17 protein-coding genes are annotated in these 18,810 nt (G+C 72.8%); 7 read left to right on the top strand and 10 right to left on the bottom strand.

Annotated elements, in window-relative coordinates:
- Positions 1-62 precede the first annotated feature (62 nt).
- Both AB0G56_RS33330 and AB0G56_RS33325 read right to left on the bottom strand, forming a co-directional pair.
- Complete coding sequence (locus AB0G56_RS33330) at positions 63-1,880, bottom strand: glycoside hydrolase family 3 protein (RefSeq protein WP_360977015.1); 1,818 nt, start codon at positions 1,878-1,880, stop codon at positions 63-65.
- 125 nt (positions 1,881-2,005) lie between these two features.
- On the bottom strand, positions 2,006-2,932 hold the full coding sequence (locus AB0G56_RS33325) for a LysR family transcriptional regulator (RefSeq protein ID WP_360977012.1): 927 nt from the start codon (positions 2,930-2,932) through the stop codon (positions 2,006-2,008).
- 111 nt (positions 2,933-3,043) lie between these two features.
- On the opposite strand from AB0G56_RS33325, the gene AB0G56_RS33320 reads away from it, so the two are divergent.
- Both AB0G56_RS33320 and AB0G56_RS33315 read left to right on the top strand, forming a co-directional pair.
- Complete coding sequence (locus tag AB0G56_RS33320; protein ID WP_360977009.1) at positions 3,044-3,982, top strand: EamA family transporter; 939 nt, start codon at positions 3,044-3,046, stop codon at positions 3,980-3,982.
- Between the two features lie 76 nt (positions 3,983-4,058).
- Entirely contained in the window at positions 4,059-5,015 is a 957-nt protein-coding gene (locus tag AB0G56_RS33315) for an RNA-guided endonuclease TnpB family protein (protein WP_360977006.1), read from the top strand.
- Between the two features lie 34 nt (positions 5,016-5,049).
- Here AB0G56_RS33315 and AB0G56_RS33310 read toward each other — a convergent pair whose 3' ends face one another.
- The 3 genes from AB0G56_RS33310 to AB0G56_RS33300 form a co-directional block, all read right to left on the bottom strand.
- Positions 5,050-5,850, bottom strand: a complete 801-nt coding sequence (locus AB0G56_RS33310) for a sugar phosphate isomerase/epimerase family protein (protein WP_360977003.1) — start codon at positions 5,848-5,850, stop codon at positions 5,050-5,052.
- 52 nt (positions 5,851-5,902) lie between these two features.
- Entirely contained in the window at positions 5,903-6,499 is a 597-nt protein-coding gene (locus AB0G56_RS33305; RefSeq protein ID WP_360977000.1) for a dihydrofolate reductase family protein, read from the bottom strand.
- Between the two features lie 346 nt (positions 6,500-6,845).
- Positions 6,846-7,892, bottom strand: coding sequence for a LacI family DNA-binding transcriptional regulator (locus tag AB0G56_RS33300; protein ID WP_360976997.1), 1,047 nt, complete (start codon positions 7,890-7,892; stop codon positions 6,846-6,848).
- A gap of 295 nt (positions 7,893-8,187) precedes the next feature.
- Here AB0G56_RS33300 and AB0G56_RS33295 point away from each other — a divergent pair, with 295 nt between their 5' ends.
- Genes AB0G56_RS33295 through AB0G56_RS33280 form a run of 4 tightly spaced genes read left to right on the top strand, consistent with a single transcriptional unit; the run spans position 8,188 to position 11,858 of the window.
- Positions 8,188-9,339, top strand: coding sequence for a Gfo/Idh/MocA family oxidoreductase (locus tag AB0G56_RS33295; protein WP_360976995.1), 1,152 nt, complete (start codon positions 8,188-8,190; stop codon positions 9,337-9,339).
- A complete protein-coding gene (locus AB0G56_RS33290) occupies positions 9,336-10,487 on the top strand; it encodes a dihydrodipicolinate synthase family protein (protein ID WP_360976992.1) in 1,152 nt (383 codons plus the stop codon). The genes AB0G56_RS33295 and AB0G56_RS33290 overlap by 4 nt, the downstream gene beginning before the upstream one ends.
- A gap of 35 nt (positions 10,488-10,522) precedes the next feature.
- The gene (locus tag AB0G56_RS33285; RefSeq protein ID WP_360977183.1) at positions 10,523-11,323 is read left to right on the top strand and encodes a sugar phosphate isomerase/epimerase family protein; all 801 of its coding nucleotides are present in this window, start codon (positions 10,523-10,525) and stop codon (positions 11,321-11,323) included.
- 4 nt (positions 11,324-11,327) lie between these two features.
- A complete protein-coding gene (locus tag AB0G56_RS33280; protein ID WP_360976988.1) occupies positions 11,328-11,858 on the top strand; it encodes a hypothetical protein in 531 nt (176 codons plus the stop codon).
- A 296-nt stretch (positions 11,859-12,154) separates the two neighbouring features.
- Here the strand turns inward: AB0G56_RS33280 and rbsD are convergent, their stop codons facing one another.
- From rbsD to AB0G56_RS33255, 5 genes are read right to left on the bottom strand one after another with little or no spacing between them, the layout of a single operon-like run.
- Positions 12,155-12,544, bottom strand: a complete 390-nt coding sequence (rbsD, locus tag AB0G56_RS33275) for a D-ribose pyranase (RefSeq protein WP_360976985.1) — start codon at positions 12,542-12,544, stop codon at positions 12,155-12,157.
- On the bottom strand, positions 12,541-13,443 hold the full coding sequence (locus AB0G56_RS33270; RefSeq protein ID WP_360976982.1) for a ribokinase: 903 nt from the start codon (positions 13,441-13,443) through the stop codon (positions 12,541-12,543). The genes rbsD and AB0G56_RS33270 overlap by 4 nt, the downstream gene beginning before the upstream one ends.
- Before the next feature lie 33 nt (positions 13,444-13,476).
- Complete coding sequence (locus tag AB0G56_RS33265; protein WP_360976979.1) at positions 13,477-15,429, bottom strand: substrate-binding domain-containing protein; 1,953 nt, start codon at positions 15,427-15,429, stop codon at positions 13,477-13,479.
- On the bottom strand, positions 15,419-16,948 hold the full coding sequence (locus AB0G56_RS33260) for a sugar ABC transporter ATP-binding protein (protein ID WP_360976976.1): 1,530 nt from the start codon (positions 16,946-16,948) through the stop codon (positions 15,419-15,421). The genes AB0G56_RS33265 and AB0G56_RS33260 overlap by 11 nt, the downstream gene beginning before the upstream one ends.
- Entirely contained in the window at positions 16,945-18,105 is a 1,161-nt protein-coding gene (locus AB0G56_RS33255; RefSeq protein WP_360976974.1) for a LacI family DNA-binding transcriptional regulator, read from the bottom strand. The genes AB0G56_RS33260 and AB0G56_RS33255 overlap by 4 nt, the downstream gene beginning before the upstream one ends.
- Positions 18,106-18,380: 275 nt before the next feature.
- Here AB0G56_RS33255 and AB0G56_RS33250 point away from each other — a divergent pair, with 275 nt between their 5' ends.
- A complete protein-coding gene (locus AB0G56_RS33250) occupies positions 18,381-18,707 on the top strand; it encodes a hypothetical protein (RefSeq protein ID WP_360976971.1) in 327 nt (108 codons plus the stop codon).
- The last annotated feature ends 103 nt before the right edge of the window (positions 18,708-18,810 follow it).

Genomic DNA, 18,810 nt, shown 5'->3' with positions numbered 1-18,810 from the left:
CGGCACACCGGTGGGCCGCGCCCGGGGACACGGATCCCCGGGCGCGGCCCCCGGCCGCAGCACTAGTACGTCAGGCCGTACCCGATCGGGTACAGCACCTTCGCCGGATCGTCCGCCCGCTGCACCGGCACCGGCAGCCTGCCGCGCGGCCGCACCCGGCCGGCGATCACCCGGGCGGCGGCGCGCAGTTCCACGTCCGTCCAGGAGTACGCCGCCAGGCACGCCGGTACGGACGGGAGCTGGGCGACGTCGTAGGGGTTGCGGACGGCGAGCGCGACCACCGGCCGCCCGGTCGCCGTGAGCCGCTCCACCAGCGTGCGCTGCGCGCTGTCCGCCGTGACGTTGTACGTCGCGACCACCACCGCGTCCGCCTCCCGCGCCGCCGCGACCGCCTTGTCGGTCACGGCCGGGGAGGGCGCGGTGCCGGTGGACAGGGCGGTGGCGGTGAAGCCCAGCTCGGTGAGGGCGGCGGCCAGGACCCCGGTGGGCGGGCCGGTGGTGCCCGAGGGTGAGGCCGGGTCGGCGCCCACCACGAGGACCCTGCGGTGGCTGCGGCGCGACAGCGGCAGCAGCCGGCCCTCGTTGACCAGCAGGGTCGTCGTCCGCTCGGCGACACGGTCGGCCGCCGCCAGGTGCTCGCGGGTGCCGACCCGGTGCGCCACCTGGTGCTCAAAGACGTACGGGTCGTCGAGCAGGCCCCTGCGCGCCTTCATCCGCAGAATGCGCAGGATCGATTCGTCGAGCCGGGCCTCGGTCAGCTCGCCGCCGCGCACGGCGTCCAGGACCGCGTGCCAGGCGACGCTCAGATCGGGCGGGTTGAGCAGCTGGTCCACGCCGGCCTTCAGCGCGAGCACGGGCACCCGGTCGTCACCGTACTTGGTGCGCACCCCCTGCATGCCGAGCGAGTCGGTGATCACCACCCCGTCGTAGCCCAGCTCGCCGCGCAGGATGCCGGTGAGGATGGGGTGGGAGAGCGTGGCCGGGTCGCCGGAGTCGTCGAGCGCGGGGAACTGGATGTGCGCCGTCATGATCGAGTCGATCCCGGCCCTGATCGCCGCCCGGAACGGCACGGCGTCCAGCTCCTCCCACACCTCCCGGCTGTGCGTGATGACCGGGAAGCCGTAGTGGCTGTCCACGGCCGTGTCGCCGTGCCCGGGGAAGTGCTTGGCCGTCGCCGCGACCCCGGAGCCCTGATATCCCCTCACCTCGGCCGCCACCAGGCGGGCCACCGCGTCCGGGTCGGCGCCGAAGGAGCGCACGCCGATGACCGGGTTGGCCGGGTTGACGTTGACGTCGGCGTCGGGCGAGTAGTCCTGGTTGATACCCATCGCCCGCAGCTCGGCGCCGGAGATCCGGCCGAGGGTGCGGGCGTCGGAGACGGAGCCCGAGGCACCGACGGCCATCGCGCCCGGGAAGAGCGTGGCGGGCTTGCCGACCCGGCAGACGATGCCGTGCTCCTGGTCGGTGGCGACCAGCACGGGCAGGCCGCGCGGCTGCTGGAGGGAGGCCCGCTGGATGCCGTTGGACAGGGTCGCGATCTGCTGCGGGTCGCGGGTGTTGTGGGCCCAGGTGAAGTAGATGATGCCGCCGACACGGTAGGTGGCGATCAGCTCGGCGGCGGTGCGGACGCCGATCTCCTTGAGGTTGGCGTCGATGTCGGCCTGGTCGGGGTCGGTGGCCGAATGGCCGTAGACCCGCATCACGAACAGCTGCCCGACCTTCTCCTCGAGGGTCATCCGGGAGACGAGCGCGCGCAGCCGCCGCTCGTCGGGGCGGGCGGCGGCCTGCGCGCTGCCGGTGCCTGCGACGGCGAGGGCGGCGGTGAGGGTGGCGGTGGCGGCGAGGACGCTGCGTCTGGAGGGGCGTGTGGGCTCGTGCACGTGCGCTCCTTCCGGAGGGGTTCCGCTGAAGGAAACTTCCGAGGAGTCACCAATATCCGGGAAGTTTCTGCCAGTCAAGGGACCGCACGCGCCCGGACGTCGGGCCGCGAGGACGCCGGCCGGGCTCAGGCGGTCGTGCGCGGGGCGTGCGCCGACACCGCGGGCCAGTGCTCCCGCAGCGTGCGCACCGTCTCCGCGATCGCCGGCCGGCGGGCCGCCCCCGCGCGCCACAGTGCGTACAGATGCCGTACGGGCACGGGGTCCAGCGGGACTTCGACGACCCCCTCGGGCAGCGGGCCGCGCCCCAGGCGGGGGATCAGCGCCACGCCGAGACCTGCGGCGACCAGCGCGACCAGCGTCGGGTTCTCGTCGGCCTGGTGGACGACGTCCGGCTCGTGCCCGGCGGCGCGCAGCGTACGCAGCAGCCAGTCGTGGCACACCCGGCCGGGCGGCTGGCAGATCCACCGCTCGCCGCCCAGCTCCGAGCGCCGCACCGCGGCCCGCCCCGCGAACGGGTGCCCGGCCGGCACCAGCAGGTCGCACAGGTCGTCGCCGATGGTCGCCTGCTCCACGCCGGCCGGCGCGGGCAGCGGCGCGATGTCCCAGTCGTGCGCGACCGCGAGATCGACGGCGCCCTTGGCGACCAGGTCCACCGACAGGTGCGGGTCGACCTCACTGAGCCGGGCGTCCAGCGCGGGGTGCCGCCGGGCCAGGTCGGCCAGCACGCCCGGCAGCAGCCCGCGCGCCGCCGAGGCGAACGCCGCGACGGTCAACCGCCCGGCCGGCACCCCGCGCCGCTCCTCCAGCTCGGTCTCGGCCCGCTCCACGATCGCCAGCAACTCCCGTGCGGCGCCCACCAGTTGGTGCGCCTCGTCGGTGAGTCGCACGCCGCGGCCCTCGCGCTCCAGGAGTACGGTCCTGGTCTCCCGTTCCAGCTTGGCGATCTGCTGCGACACCGCGGAGGAGGTGTAGCCGAGCGCGGTGGCCGCCGCGCCGACGGTCCCGTGCACGGACACGGCGTGCAGGGCGCGCAGCCGCTGGAGATCGAGCACGGTTCCTCCAAGGGCCGGGGTGGCCGCCCGGCGAATGATTAGCGTTGCTGCATCCAACAGTGCATCAATCATCGCTGGTGCTGCGCGGTCGCTGCGAGTGATCCTCGACGCATGCGACCACCCCACGTCCTCCTCGCCGTCCTCGTCGCCGCCGTCTGGGGCGTCAACTTCACCGTCATCGAGGTCGGCCTCGGCCACTTCCCGCCCCTGCTGTTCTCGGCCCTGCGCTTCCTCGCCGCCGCCCTGCCCGCCGTCTTCCTCGTCGGCCGGCCCAAGGTGGCCTGGAAGTGGATCGCGGCGGTGGGACTGGTCCTCGGGGTCGCCAAGTTCGGCCTGCTGTTCGTGGGCATGGACCACGGGATGCCGGCCGGGCTCTCCTCGCTGGTGCTGCAGATCCAGGCGGTGTTCACGGCCCTGTTCGCCTTCGCGGCCCTCGGCGAGCGCCCCACCCGGCTGCGGCTGACGGGCATGGCGGTGGCGCTCGCCGGGATCGTGGTCGCCGCCGTGGACGAAGGCACCACCGGCCCGCTGGGCGCCTTCGCCCTGGTCATCGTCGCGGCGGCCTGCTGGGGCGCCTCCAACGTCCTGACCCGCAAGGCGGCCCCGCCGGACGCCCTCAACTTCATGGTCTGGGTGAGCACCGTCCCGGTCCTGCCGCTCCTCGGCCTCTCCCTGCTCACCGAGGGCCCCTCCCGCGACCTGGCCGCCCTGCGCGGCCTGGACTGGCAGGGCGCGGGCACGGTCCTCTACGTCGCCTGGGTCACCACGGTCTTCGGCTTCGGCGCCTGGGGCCTGCTGCTGCGCCACCACCCCGCCTCCACCGTCGCCCCCTTCTCCCTCCTGGTCCCGGTGTTCGGCATGTCCGCGGCGGCCCTCTTCCTGCACGAGTCGGTGAGCATCCTGCGCTGGTGCGCGGCGGCACTGCTGGTGGGCGGCGTGGCCCTGACGTCCCTGGCCCCCGCGAGGACCCGCGCCGAGCCCCCCGCTCCTGGGCCGGCCCCCACCCCCGTGCACGACCGCGTCCCGGTCCCCGCCCGGCAGCCGGACTGACCCCGGCGGACAGGCCCACCGGCGGCCCGGCCGAAACGGGGTCGACGCCGCCGGGCCCGTGCGCCAGACTCCCCGCGTGACGTTCGCGTACAAGAACTTCTTCGACGGGCTGAAGGGGAAGCGCCCGCGCATGGGTGCGCCCCGGTACAAGTCACGCAAGGACACCCGGCAGGCAGTCCGCTTCACCGCGAACGCCCGCTGGTCGATCACGACCGGCGGAAAGCTGCGCCTGTCGAAGATCGGCGACCTGAAGGTCGAGTGGTCCCGCAGCCTGCCCTCCGCCCCGTCCACGGTGACCGTGGTCAAGGATGCGGCGGGCCGATACTTCGCTTCTTTCGTGATGGAGACCGGTCCGGAAGAGGTGCTGCCCGAGGTCACGCCCGAGGTGGGCATCGATCTCGGTCTCGGGCACTTCGCGGTCCTCTCGGACGGCACGAAGGTCGACAGCCCGCGCTTCCTGCGCCGGGCCGAGAAGCACCTGAAGAAGGCGCAGCGGGCCCTGTCCCGCAAGGAGAAGGGCAGCAAGAACCGCGACAAGGCCAGGATCCGTGTCGCACGGGCACACGACCGGGTCGCGGACGCGCGCCGCGAGTTCCATCACCAGCTCTCCACGAAGCTGATCCGCGAGAACCAAGCGATCGCGGTGGAGGACCTGGCGGTGAAGGGACTCGCCCGGACGCGCCTGGCCAAGTCCGTCCACGACGCCGGATGGTCGGCGTTCGTGAGCATGCTGGAGTACAAGGCCGCCCGGTACGGGCGCACCTTCGTGAGGATCGGCCGTTTCGAACCGACCTCGCAGGTGTGCTCGCAGTGCGGCGTCCAGGACGGCCCCAAGCCCCTGCACGTCCGTGTGTGGACCTGCGGGGCCTGCGGGCCCGTCCTGGACCGGGACATCAACGCGGCGGTCAACGTCGCCGAGGCGGCCGGATTGGCCGTATCAGCCTGTGGAGCGCAGGTGAGACCGGGGCTCGTCCCGGCACCGCGCGGCGAAGCAGGAACCCACTCGACACCGCAGCCTTCAACGGCACGGTAGGCGGGAATCGCCGTCCTTCAGGGCGGCGAGGATGTCAAGCCGACTCGTTGAGCAGCCGGGCCAGGTAATCCCGTCCGGGGCCGAGGAGCCGGGGCAGCGGCTCGGCCGCCTCGTACCACCGCTTCTCGTACTCCCAGCACAGCCACCCGTCCCAGCCCACACGGGCGAGGACCTCGACGCACTCGGCGAGCGGCAGGACACCGGCGCCCAGCGCCAGGGGCGTGCTGTCCTCGGCCGAGGCGATGTCCTTGACCTGCACGTATCCGAGGTGCGGGGCGAGGGCCGCGTACGTCTGCGACGGCTGCTCCCCGCCCAGCCAGGTGTGCATCACGTCCCACAGTGCGCCCACCTGCCCGTGCCCGACCGGGCCGAGGACGCGGATCGCGTCGGCGCCGGTGCGGTGCGAGTCGTGGGTCTCCAGCAGGATGCGGACGCCGAGCGCGGCGGCATCCTCGGCGGCGACGCCCAGGCGCCGGGCGGCGGTGGCGTCGGACTCCTCGCGGGGGCGGCCGGGATCGGCGCCGGGGAAGACCCGGACGGACCCGGCGCCCACGTCGTGCGCCAGTTGCAGCAGCTCCCGGATCTCGTCCAGGACGGGACCGTCGTCGCCGGGCGCGGCGACACGCGCGTACCCGGCCAGGCCCACCACCTCGACCCCGGCCGCCTCGAACAGGGCGGCGGTCTCGGCCCGTTCGGCGGGGGAGAGGCCGACATGCACCGGTTCCTCGGGGTGGGCGCGCAGTTCGACGCCGTGGTAGCCGTGCGCGGCCGCGAGCGCCAGGACCTCCGGGATCGGCAGGCCGGGGACACCGAGAGTGGAGAACGCGAGCTTCATGGCCAGGGACCCTACCCGCCACCCGCACGGAGCACACGGAACCTCCCGGGGGCTATTCCTGCTCGGCGGGCCGGAACACGTTGAGCTGGGTCCCGGTCTTCGCGGTCTTTGACGACACCAGCTGCCACGTCCGCTTCACCCCGTCCGTGGGGAAGATCGACTTTCCGCCGCCGAGGAGCACCGGCATGACGGCGAGCTGCAGCTCGTCCACCAGGCCCGCGCCCAGCAGCGCCCGCACCAGCGTGGGGCTGCCCATCATCGCCAGGTCGCCGCCCCCGGCCGCCCGTAGTTCCCGCACCTTCCCGAGCGCCTCGGCGCCCGGCACGCGCACGGTGTTCTCCCAGGTCAGCGCGGAGTCGTCGAGGGTGTCCGAAACGACGTACTTGTGCAGGGAGTTGAGCCGGTCGGCGAAGGGGTCACCGGCCCGCTCGGGCCAGGCCGCGGCCATCGTCAGGTAGGTGCGGCGGCCGTAGAGCAGCGCCTCGGCCTGCTCCAGGCCGGCGGCGAACGCTCCGCCGAGGACCTCGGGGTCGAAGAAGGGGTGCGACCAGCCGCCGTGCGCGAAGCCGCCGTCGGTGTCCTCCTGCGGACCTCCGGGCGCCTGCACGACTCCGTCGAGGCTGATGAACTCGGTGACGACGACACGCATGGGGATGCCTTCCGTTTCCTGGCCGATCGGTACGGGAGTGAAGACCGTGGGCGGCTCCCGAACTCATCGGTGCCCGCCTCGACTCTCGAACCCGAGATCGATCCGAACCCGAACCCGAGATCGATCCGGACCAGAACCCGAGATCGGACCCGAACCCGAGCCCGGTCGGACCCCATCCCGAACCCGCACCCGAACCGTACGACAGCGCCCGCACCCGAACCGTACGACAGCACTCTCAGCCCGAACCGTACGACAGCACCCGAACCCGCACCCGCCCCGTACGACAGCCCCGTACCGCGACAGCCCCCGGCCGCGCCCACCACCGGCCGGAAGGGCGCCCCCGCCCTCACCCCCGAGGCACCCCCGTGGACCCCCGCACCATCAGTTCCCCGCGCACCGTGGCGATCCCGCCGGGCGGGGGCTCCTCGCGGGCCATGGCGATGCGGCCCGCTCGGGCGCCGGCCTCGGCGAGCGGCAGGCGGACCGTCGTCAGGGACGGTACGGCGTCGACGCCGAAGGGCAGGTCGTCGAAGCCCGCCACCGACACGTCCTCGGGGATGCGCAGCCCGGACTCGCGCAGCGCCGCGCAGGCGCCCAGGGCCACGGAGTCGTTGGCGGCGACGACCGCCGTGAGCGCGGGGTCGCGGCGCAGCAGTTCCAGGGTGGCCTCGTAACCGGACCGGCGGTCGAAACGGCCGTGCACGGTCCGGCGCGGGTCGTCCTCGATGCCGGCCGCCGTCAGCGCCGCGCGGTGGCCTTCGAGGCGGTGGCGGGTGGTGGTGCGCTCCTGCGGGCCCGCGATGTAGCCGAGCCGCCGGTGCCCCAGCGCCGTCAGGTGCTCGGTCAGGCGGCGGGCGCCACCGCGGTTGTCGAAGGTCAGGGCGACCGCCTCGGTGTCCGGCACGGGCGGCCGTCCGCACAGCACCACCCGGGTTCCGGCCTCCGCCAGCCGGCGCAGCTTCGCCGCGACCGCCGCGGCGTGCGGCGCGTTCTCGGCCGCGCCGCCGGTGAGCACGACAGCCGCCGCCCGCTGCCGCTGGAGCAGCGTCAGGTAGGTCAGCTCGCGCTCGGGGGAGCCGCCGGTGTTGCAGACCACCGCCAGCCGTTCGCCGCCGGCCCGGCCTCCCGGGCCGCCGATCTCCGACTGGATGGCGCTCGCCATGATTCCGAAGAAGGGGTCGGCGATGTCGTTCACCAGGATGCCGACCAGGTCGGAGGTGGCGGCGGCGAGCGCGCTGGCGGGACCGTTGAGCACGTAGTCCAGCTCGTCGACGGCCTTCAGGACCCGCTCCCGGGTGGCGGTGGCCACCGGGTAGTTCCCGTTCAGCACGCGCGACACCGTCGCGGGCGAGACCTGGGCGCGGGCCGCCACGTCCGCCAGGGTCACCGTCATCTCGTCGTCCTCCGGTCGCGCGTCTCTCGTCGTACGTGATCAGGCACCGTCCGCGCGCCTGCCGCGGGGCCGTGGTGCCGTGCAGACCTTACGGCCACTCGCCTCTTCGTTCGCCCGCTCGAACACCACGATGTCCGCCCGCTCGAACACCACGATGTCCGCCCGCTCGAACAACACGATCCGCGCCCGCTCTTGTCCGGACCGCTGTTCAGAGGCTAGCTTCTCCTGGAATAGAAAGCGCTTGCTGTCGGTGTCCGGTGTTCGCCGACGGCCGTACGAAGGGACTGGGACCGACGTGACACGCAAGACGGTGCGCATCGCCATGAACGGCGTGACCGGACGCATGGGCTACCGCCAGCACCTGGTCCGCTCGATCCTCGCCCTGCGCGAGCAGGGCGGACTCGACCTCGGCGACGGCACCGTGCTGTGGCCGGAACCCGTCCTCGTCGGCCGGCGCGAGCACGCACTGAAGGCGCTTGCCGAACGGCACGGCCTGGAGCACGTCTCCACCGACCTGGACGCCGTCCTCGCCGACCCGGCCGTGGACATCTACTTCGACGCCCAGGTCACCTCCGCCCGCGAGGAGGCGATCAGGAAGGCGATCGCCGCCGGCAAGCACGTCTACACCGAGAAGCCCACCGCGACCGGCCTCGACGGCGCCCTCGAACTGACCCGCCTCGCCCAGGCGAAGGGCGTCAAGCACGGCGTCGTCCAGGACAAGATCTTCCTGCCGGGCCTGCGGAAGCTGAAGCGGCTGATCGACGGCGGCTTCTTCGGCCGCATCCTGTCCGTGCGCGGCGAGTTCGGCTACTGGGTCTTCGAGGGCGACTGGCAGGACGCCCAGCGCCCCTCCTGGAACTACCGCGCCGAGGACGGCGGCGGCATCGTCGTCGACATGTTCCCGCACTGGGAGTACGTGCTGCACGAACTGTTCGGCCGCGTCACCTCCGTCCAGGCCCTCACCGCCACCCACATCCCCCAGCGCTGGGACGAGAACGGCAAGCCCTACGACGCCACCGCCGACGACGCCGCCTACGGCATCTTCGAACTCGACGGCGGTGCGATCGCCCAGATCAACTCGTCCTGGGCCGTCCGCGTCCACCGCGACGAACTCGTCGAGTTCCAGGTCGACGGCACGGAGGGCTCGGCCGTCGCGGGCCTGCGCCGCTGCCGCGCCCAGCACCGCTCCGCCACCCCCAAGCCGGTCTGGAACCCCGACATCCCCGCCACCGAGGCCTTCCGCGACCAGTGGCAGGAGGTGCCCGACAACACCGACTTCGACAACGGCTTCAAGGCCCAGTGGGAGCTGTTCCTGCGCCACGTGTACGCCGACGCCCCCTACCACTGGGACCTGCTCGCCGGCGCCCGCGGCGTCCAGCTCGCCGAACTGGGCCTGAAGTCCTCGGCCGAGGGCCGCCGCATCGACGTACCGGAGATCCGGCTGTGACCCTCCACCTGCCGGACGCGGGCGGCACGCTGCGGGCCTACGAGCCCCGCACCGAACCCTTCGCCGCCGCCGCGGGCACCCCCTTCACCTCCCGCACCGTCTTCTCCGCCGCCCACGTCGTCGCCGACCCGTTCGCCGACGTGTCGCCCGACTCGCCCGCCGCCGTCGACTGGGACGCCACCCTCGCCTTCCGCCGCCACCTGTGGTCCCACGGGCTGGGCGTCGCCGAGGCCATGGACACCGCGCAGCGCGGCATGGGCCTGGACTGGGCGGGTGCGGCCGAGCTGATCCGCAGGTCCGCCGCGGAGGCGCGGTCGGTGGGCGGCAAGGTCGCCTGCGGCGTCGGCACCGACCAGATCAGCGGCGGCTCCCTCGCGGGCATCCGCGCGGCCTACGAGGAACAACTCGCCGTCGTCGAGGAGTCCGGCGCCCAGGCCGTCCTCATGGCCTCCCGCGCCCTCGCCGCCACCGCGCGGGGCCCGGAGGACTACCTGGAGGTCTACGGCCACCTGCTGCGCCAGGCCGCCGAGCCGGTCGTCCTGCACTGGCTCGGCCCCATGTTCGACCCGGCGCTGGAGGGCTACTGGGGCTCGTCCGACCTGGACGCGGCGACACAGGTGTTCCTGGACGTCATCGCCGCCCACCCCGACAAGGTCGACGGCGTCAAGATCTCCCTGCTGGACGCCCGGCGCGAGGTCGACCTGCGCCGCCGCCTCCCCCGAGGCGTGCGCTGCTACACCGGCGACGACTTCAACTACCCCGAGCTGATCGCCGGCGACGAGCAGGGCTTCAGCCACGCCCTGCTCGGCATCTTCGACCCGCTGGGCCCGCTGGCCGCCGAGGCGGTACGCCTCCTGGACACCGGGGACACGGCCGGCTTCCGCGCCCTGCTCGACCCCACCGTCGAACTCTCCCGCCACCTCTTCCAGGCCCCCACCCGCTTCTACAAGACCGGTGTGGTCCTGCTCGCGTGGCTGGCCGGGCACCAGTCGCACTTCACGATGGTCGGCGGCCTGCAGTCGGCCCGCTCCCTGCCCCACCTGGCCCGCGCCTACGAACTCGCCGACCGCCTCGGCCTGTTCCCCGACCCCGAGCTGGCGGAGGAACGCATGAGGACACTGCTCGCGCTGAACGGGGTGAACCGGTGAACGACCTCGACCTGACGCGTTTCAGCATCAACCAGATGACGGTCAAGCAGCTGTCCCTGCCCGAACTGACCGAGGCCTGCCGCGACATCGGCATCGGCAACGTCGGCCTGTGGCGCGAACCCGTCCAGGCGTTCGGCGTCGAGGCAGCGGCCGAACTGGTCCGTGCCGCGGGCCTGACCGTCACCACCCTGTGCCGGGGCGGCTTCCTCACGGCGACCGACCCGGACGAGCGCGCACGGGCCCTGGCCGACAACCGCCGCGCCGTCGACGAGGCCGCCACCCTCGGCACCGACACCCTGGTCCTGGTCTCGGGGGGCCTCCCGGCCGGCTCGAAGGACCTGCACGGAGCCCGGGAACGCATCGCGGACGCGCTCGCGGAACTGGGGCCGTACGCGGAGCGGCACGGCGTACGCCTGGCCATCGAGCCGCTGCACCCCATGTTCGCCTCGGACCGCTGCGTGGTCTCCACCCTGAAGCAGGCCCTGGACCTGGCCGAACGCTTCCCCGCCCGCCAGGTCGGCGTCACGGTCGACACGTACCACATCTGGTGGGACGACCGGGCCCCCGCCGGGATCGCCCGCGCGGGCGCGTCCGGCCGCCTCCACTCCTTCCAGCTCGCCGACTGGACGACCCCCCTCCCGGAGGGCGTCCTCAACGGCCGCGGCCAGCTCGGCGACGGAGCGGTCGACCTGCGCGAGTGGAAGGGGTACGCGGAGGCGGCCGGCTACACCGGCGCCATCGAGGTCGAACTGTTCAACGACGCCCTGTGGGCGCGCGACGGACGCGAGGTACTGGCCGAAACCGCGGCGCGGTTCGCGGAACATGTGATGCCATGACCGTATGACGCCGACGCGAGCATCCCTGGGTCCGCTCGAACCGACGGCCGGCGGCTGGGCGGTGGGTGACACCGGCCGGCCGGCCGGCCACTGGCTGGAGTTCCGGCCGGAGGGCTTGCACCAGCACGAGCCCGGCGGCCCGGGGCAGACGGTCGACTGGTCCCGGATCATGCCGGGCGTGCGGCTCACGCTGGGCGGCAAGAACCCGGCCCGGGGGCAGTACGGCGTCGCTCAGCTCCTCGCCGGCCTGCCCGGCCCCTGGCGACGGCACGGCAGCGGCTACCTGCACCTGACGCTGCGCCATCCGTACGAGGACTGGGTGGGCCGCTTCAGCCGCCACCCCCGCCCCTACCCCGGCGCGGACCTCGTCCTCTTCCAGGAACTGACCGAGCGGGTCACCGACACCGGACAGGCCCACCTGCTCGGCGACCCGGAGTGGCTGGGCCGCGTGGTCGCACGTCTGGCGGGCCTGAGCCTGCGGGGGCGCCACGCGGCCCAGGACGCGGTGACGCGCGCCCTGGAGCCGGAGAAGTAGCCCGCGCGCCAACCCTGGGGCCGGAAAACAATCCCCGAAGGAAACCCCCGAAGGAAACCCGCGAAGAAAATCCCCGAAGAAAATCACGGAGCCGGTGCAACCCTTCCGGCCCGGAGCGTGTCGTATCTCTCGTCGGAACCCACGGAGGGGGCCCGGGGAGACCCGGGAAGGCTCCGGGGGGAGCCACGGGGTTCCGGCGCAGGAGGGGAAGAGCCGAGGGGGCCGGGTCGACGACCGGGCCCCCTCGAAGCTGTCCGGGCCCGGCGGGTCGGGTCCGGTGGGTCGGCCTGTTGGGTCTAGAAGAACACCCCGCACCGCAGCAGCACGTTCGCGTACGGCCGCGCCTCCCCGGTCCGTACGACCAGACGCGCGCCCGCCGACAACTCCTTCAGCCGCTCGTGCGGGACGAGGACGACGTCGGGGAAGTGGCCGTCCAGCAGGGCGGCCGCCGCCGGATTGGCCGCACGCACCTCGGCCGCCGCCGTCGCGCCCTCGACCACCAGCTCGGCCAGCAGCCCCTCCAGCACCTCGGCGAAGGACGGCACCCCGGCGCGGAACGCCAGGTCCACCACGCGCGGCCCGGCCGGTATCGGCATGCCCGCGTCGCACACCAGCACCTCGTCCGTGTGCCCCAACTCCGCCAGGGCACCGGCCAGATACCGGTTCAGGATGCCCGCCTTCTTCACAGGGCGTCGACCTCCGCCGCCGTCGGGTACGACTCCTGCGCGCCCCGCTTCGTCACGGCCGCCGCGCCCACCCGGGCCGCGTACGCCGCCGCCTCCCGCAGCGACGCGCCCGCGCCGAGCCGCCAGGCCAGCGCCGCGGTGAACGCGTCGCCCGCGCCCGTCGTGTCCACGGCGTCCACCTTCACGGACGGCACCCGGGCCACCCCCTCGGCGGACGCCACCAGCGCGCCCTCGCCGCCCAGGGTGACCACCACGGAGCGCGGGCCGCGCGCGAGCAGCGCCCGCGCCCAGTCCTCCGGGTCGTCACCGGCGCCCGCGCCGCCCAGGATGACCTTCGCCTCGTGCTCGTTGACGATCAGCGGGTCGCAGGCGTCGAGGAGTTCTTGCGGCAGCGGACGCGGCGGCGACGGGTTGAGGACGAAGCGGCTGCCGGGCACCAGGTGCCGTGCGGCCTCCACGACCGTCTCCAGCGGGACCTCCAACTGCGCGGAGACCACCCGGGAGGCCCCGAGGAGACCGGCCGCGCCGCGGACGTCCTCGGGGGTCAGCCGGCCGTTGGCACCCGGCGACACCACGATGGAGTTGTCCCCGGAGGGGTCCACCGTGATCAGCGCGACACCGGTCGGCGCGCCGCCCACCAGCACGCCCGCCGGGTCGACCCCGGCCGCCCGCTGCGCGTCGAGCAGCAGCCGCCCGTGCGCGTCGTCGCCGACCCGGGCCAGCAGGGCGGTGCGGGCCCCGAGGCGGGCGGCGGCCACCGCCTGGTTGGCGCCCTTGCCGCCGGGGTGGACGGCCAGGTCGGAGCCGAGCACCGTCTCCCCGGCCGCGGGCCGCCGCTCGACGCCGATCACCAGGTCGGCGTTGGCCGACCCCACGACCAGCAGGTCGTAGTCGTACATGCGCAGTGTCTCCTTACGGGAACGGGTCGCGGGTCAGCCGCTGAACCCGGCCACGTTCTCCTTCGTTACCACCTTGACCGGCACCTTCACCATCGGCGCCACCTTCTTGCCCTGGACCGCCTTGAGCGCGTTGTCCACGGCGATCCGGCCCAGCTGGCTCGGCTGCTGCGCGACCGATGCGTACAGCGTGCCGTTCTTGACGGCACTCAGGCCGTCCGGGGTGCCGTCGAATCCGACGACCTGCACCGACTTGCCGGCCTTCGAGCCGAGCGCCTTGACCGCGCCGAGCGCCATCTCGTCGTTGGCGGCGATCACGCCCTGCACGTCGGGGTGGGCCTGGAGCAGGTTCGACATCACGTCGAGGCCCTTGGTGCGGTCGAAGTCGGCGGGCTGCTGGGCGAGCACCTGGATGCCCGGGTAGGCCTTGAGGCCCTGGGCGAAACCGGCGGCGCGCTCACGGGCGGCGGAGGTGCCCGCCTGCCCCTGGAGGATCACGATCCTGCCGTGACCGCCCAGCTTCTCGGCGATGGTCTTGGCGGCCAGCTCGCCGCCCGCCACGTTGTCGGAGGCGACCAGCGCGTCCGTCTTCGCGTTGTTGACCCCGCGGTCCACGGCGATGACCGGGATCTTCGCCTTGCCGGCGGCCTTCACGGAGTTGCTGGCCGCGTCCGAGTCCACCGGGTTGACGATGATCGCGCCGAGGCTGGAACTGGTGAAGTTCTGCAACTGGTTGGCCTGCTGCGAGGCGTCGTTCTGCGCGTCGGTGACGGTCAGTTTCAGGCCCAGCTTCTTCGCCTCGGCCTGCGCACCGGACTTGATCTGCACGAAGAACGGGTTGTTGAGCGTGGACAGCGACAGACCCATCTTGGGGGACGTGGAGGCCGACCCGGTGTGCAGGAAGGAGGTCGCGGCCACCAGGGCCACGGTCACCACGGCCGCGAGCCCGTAGGTCGCCGCCTGCTTGCCCTTGCCGCCGCCGCTGCCGGTCCCCGCGGCCTGCGGGGTCGCCCCGGCCTTGCGGCGCACGGTGTCCAGGAGCACGGCCAGCGCGATCACGACACCGATGACGACCTGCTGCCAGAACGCGGACACGGACAGCAGGTTGAGGCCGTTCCTGAGCACCGCGAGGATCAGCGCGCCGATCAGCGTGCCCGACGCCTTGCCGGTGCCGCCCGCCAGCGAGGCGCCGCCGATGACGACCGCCGCGATCGCGTCCAGCTCGTAGCCGTTGGCGGCCTGCGGCTGCGCGGAGGACAGCCGGGCGGCGAGCACGATGCCCGCGGCGGCGGCGAACAGACCCGACAGCGCGTAGATCGCGAGCTTCTGCCGCTTCACCCGCAGACCCGAGAGCCGGGCCGCCTCCTCGTTGCCGCCGATCGCGTACATCGAACGCCCGATGTATGTACGCCCCAGCACGAACGCCGTGATCAGACCCATGACGACCATGACGAGGACGGGCACCGGCAGCCAGCCGCCGAGCGTGTCGCCCAGGTGCGAGACCGAGTTCGGCAGGGCGATCGGGGAGCCCTGCGAGATGACCAGCGACAGACCGCGGCCCACCGACAGCATGGCCAGCGTCGCGATGAACGGCGGCAGCTTGCCGTAGGAGATCAGGAAGCCGTTGACCAGGCCCGCCGCGATGCCCGTGGCGATCGCGAGGATCACCGCGAGGACCACCGGCACTCCGTGCGAGGTGGCGCTCCACGCGAGCACGGTCGCCGACAGGGCCGCCACCGAGCCGACCGACAGGTCGATGCCGGCCGCGACGATGACGAAGGTGACACCGAAGGCCAGGATGGCGGTGACCGCCGCCTGGACGCCGATGTTCAGCAGGTTGTCCGTCGTCAGGAAGTCACCGGAGAGCGCGGACAGCGCGATGACGAGGACGATCAGCGCGGTCAGCGCGCCGTTGTCGAGCAGCAGCCTGCGCAGGCCGCCGGAGGCGCCACCCGCGCCCGCCTTGCTCTTGAGCGTGTCAGTGGCCACGGGAGGCCTCCACTTCGGTCGTCGTGTTCGTAGGAGTGCTGACGGCGAGTGCCATCACGGCGTCCTGGGTGGCCCGGTCGGCCGGGAGTTCCCCGGCTATCCGGCCCTGGGCCATCACCAGCACCCGGTCGCTCATGCCGAGCACCTCGGGCAGGTCGCTGGAGATCATCAGGACGGCGGCGCCGGCGGCCGTCAGCTCGTTGATGAGCTGGTAGATCTCGACCTTGGCGCCGACGTCGATGCCCCGCGTCGGCTCGTCGAGGATGAGCACCTTGGTGTCCGCGAGCAGCCACTTGCCGATGACGACCTTCTGCTGGTTGCCGCCGGACAGGGTCCGCACGTGCTGCCCGAGGCCGGCCATCCGCACGCCGAGCTGCCCGGCGATCCGCTCGGCGGCGGTGTGCTGTCCCTTGAGGTCGACGAGCCCCGCGCGGGAGGTCGACCGCAGGGTGACCAGACCGAGGTTCTCCTCGACGGAGGCGTCCAGGACGAGCCCCTGCCCCTTGCGGTCCTCGGGCACGAGCCCGATCCCGGCCGCCATGGCGGCGTTCACGTCGTGCCGCCGCAGCCGGTTGCCCGCGACCCGGACGGCACCCTCGTCGTACGGGTCGGCACCGAACACGGCCCGCACGACCTCCGTACGCCCGGCGCCGACCAGCCCCGCGATGCCGACGACCTCACCGGCGTGCACCTGGAAGCTGACGTCGTGGAAGACACCGTCCCGGGTGAGCCCGTCCACGGCGAGCAGCGGCTCGCCACGCTCGGTCCGCTCGCGCGGGTACTGCTGCTCGATGGAGCGCCCCACCATGAGCCGGACGAGTTCGTCCTCGGGCGTGGAGGCGGGCACCTGGCCCACGCTCCGCCCGTCCCGGATGACCGTGACCCGGTCGCCCAGGGCGGCGATCTCCTCCAGGTGGTGCGTGATGAACACGATCCCGACGCCGTCGGCCCGCAGCGCCCGCACGATCGAGAACAGCTTCTCGACCTCCTCGGACGTCAGCACGGCCGTCGGCTCGTCCATGATCAGCACGCGGGCGTCCAGGCTCAGCGCCTTGGCGATCTCCACCATCTGGAGCCGGGCGATGCCGAGGTCCCGCACGCGCGCGCGGGGCGACACGTTCACCCCGACCCGCTCCAGCAGGGCGGCGGCCTCGTCCTCCATCCGCTTGCGGTCGATCATCCCGAAGCGGCGCGGCTGCCGGCCCAGGAAGATGTTCTCCGCGACCGTCAGGTCGGGTACGAGGTTGAACTCCTGGTAGATCGTGGCGATCCCGAGCCGCTCGGAGTCCTGCGCACCATGGATGCGCACCTCCTCGCCGCCGGCCAGGATCCGCCCGGCGTCGGGGGTGTAGGCACCGGAGAGCATCTTGATGAGCGTGCTCTTTCCGGCGCCGTTCTCACCGAGCAGCACGTGCACCTCGCCCCGGCGCAGGTCGAAGTCGACGCTGTCCAGCGCCACCACGCCCGGGAAGGTCTTCCGGATGCCCTCGATGCGCAGCAACTCCTCCGGGTCGCTCACGGCATGCTCCTGTTCGTTGCGAAGGACTCGGTGACGGTCGAGGAGACCGTCCGGTCGGCGGCCCCGGGGGCGGCCGGGGCGGCGAGCGCGGAGGCGGCCTCGTCGGTGGGCCTCGCGACAGCCTCAGCGGTGGGCCGGGCGGTGGCCTCGTCGGTGGGCCGGGCGGCGGACTCGCCGCACGAGCGGCGGACGACGAGCCGGGCGGGCAGGGTCACCGACTCCGGCCCCCGGCCCTCGATGCGGTCCACGAGCGCCCGTACGGCGGCCCGCCCCAGCTCGCCCGTGGGCTGGGCGACGGCGGTGATCGGCGGATCGGTGTGCACGAACCACGGGATGTCGTCGAACGCCGCCAGCGCGATGTCGTCCGGCACCCGCAGCCCGCGCGCCCGGATCGCGTCCAGCGCGCCCAGCGCCATCAGGTTGTCGGCCGCGAAGACCACCTCGGGCGGCTCGGGCAGGTCGAGGAACCCCTCGGTGACCCGCCGCCCGCTCTCCGCCTGGAAGTCGCCCTGTCCGGTGTAGGCCTCGGGCAGGGCGAGCCCGTAGGCGGCCAGCGCCTCCCGGAAGGCCCGCACCCGCTCACTGCCTGTCGTGGTGGCCGCGGGGCCCGCGATGATCGCGAGCCGCCGGTGCCCGAGCCCGTACAGGTGCGCTACGAGATCCCGCACCGCCCGCTGCCCGTCGGCCCGCACCACGGGCACGTCCACACCCTTGATCCACCGGTCCACGAACACCATCGGCGTCCCCGAGCGCGCGGCCTCCAGCATCAGCGGGGAGCCGCCGTCGGTGGGGGACACGAGCAGCCCGTCGATCCGCCGGTCCAGCAGGGTCCGCACGTGGTGGTCCTGGAGATCGGGCCGCTCGTCGGCGTTCCCGATGATCACGCTGTAACCGAGCGCGCGGGCCTCCTCCTCGACGGATCGGGCCAGCTCGGTGAAGTACGGGTTGAGCACGTCGCTGATGACCAGGCCCAGGGTGCGGGTCTGGTCCGTGCGCAGCGAACGGGCGACGGCGTTCGGCCGGTAGCCCAGCGCCTCGACGGCGGCCAGCACGCGTGCGCGTGCCTCGGCACTGACCGACGGATGGTCGTTCAGGACACGCGAGACCGTGGCGACGGACACGCCCGCCCCGGCAGCGACATCCTTGATGCTCGCCATCGCCGCTCCACCTCCTCGTGGAATCGATTACACGAGGGATTGGAATCGATTACACGAGCTGTGACAAGGGGTGGTTATCGAATCGTTACTCGTCACGCCGGGCGCCCTGTCATCTGTGGGTGTGGCGGCGTCGGGACCTGTCTGTGCCGGGCCTGTGACGCAAGACGGTTGCGAGTGTGATCGCCGATTGTGAACATGGTGGTGCAGAAACGTTCACTGGGGGTTGGCGGACCGGAGTCTCGGACCAACCCTGCGATGGGGGAGGCGAGTTCGGCGTGAAGTTCGACATGGGTACGCAGACGTTGTCGACGTTGATGCGTGATTCGCGTGGGTCGAGTGATGATCTGGGGTCGTTGATCCGGCAGTTGGTGCAGGCGGTGGAGCCGTTGGAGGGGAAGTTCAACGGTGCGGGGCGTCGGATGTTCGATGAGTTCAAGGGGCGTGCGGATGGGATCACGCGTGAGTTGAATTCGTCGTTGGCGGCGATTTTGGGTGGTCAGTCGGGGATGGAGGGTGCGTTTTCCTCGGGTGATCAGGAGCAGGGTGAGAATGCGCGGCAGCAGATGGGTGCGGCGAATTTCGATGCGGCGCGTTTCCGCTGAGTCGTTGTTCGTGTCCGGTTTGTTTGTCGGGTTGGTTGTCTGTTTCACGGGGAGTGGTGTGTGATGGCGGGTTCGGGTTCGGATCGTCGGTCGTATGACACGG

It is taken from the genome of Streptomyces sp. NPDC021356, assembly GCF_040641015.1.
GTDB lineage: Bacteria > Actinomycetota > Actinomycetes > Streptomycetales > Streptomycetaceae > Streptomyces.
This window is presented reverse-complemented; position numbering and strand designations above follow the sequence as displayed.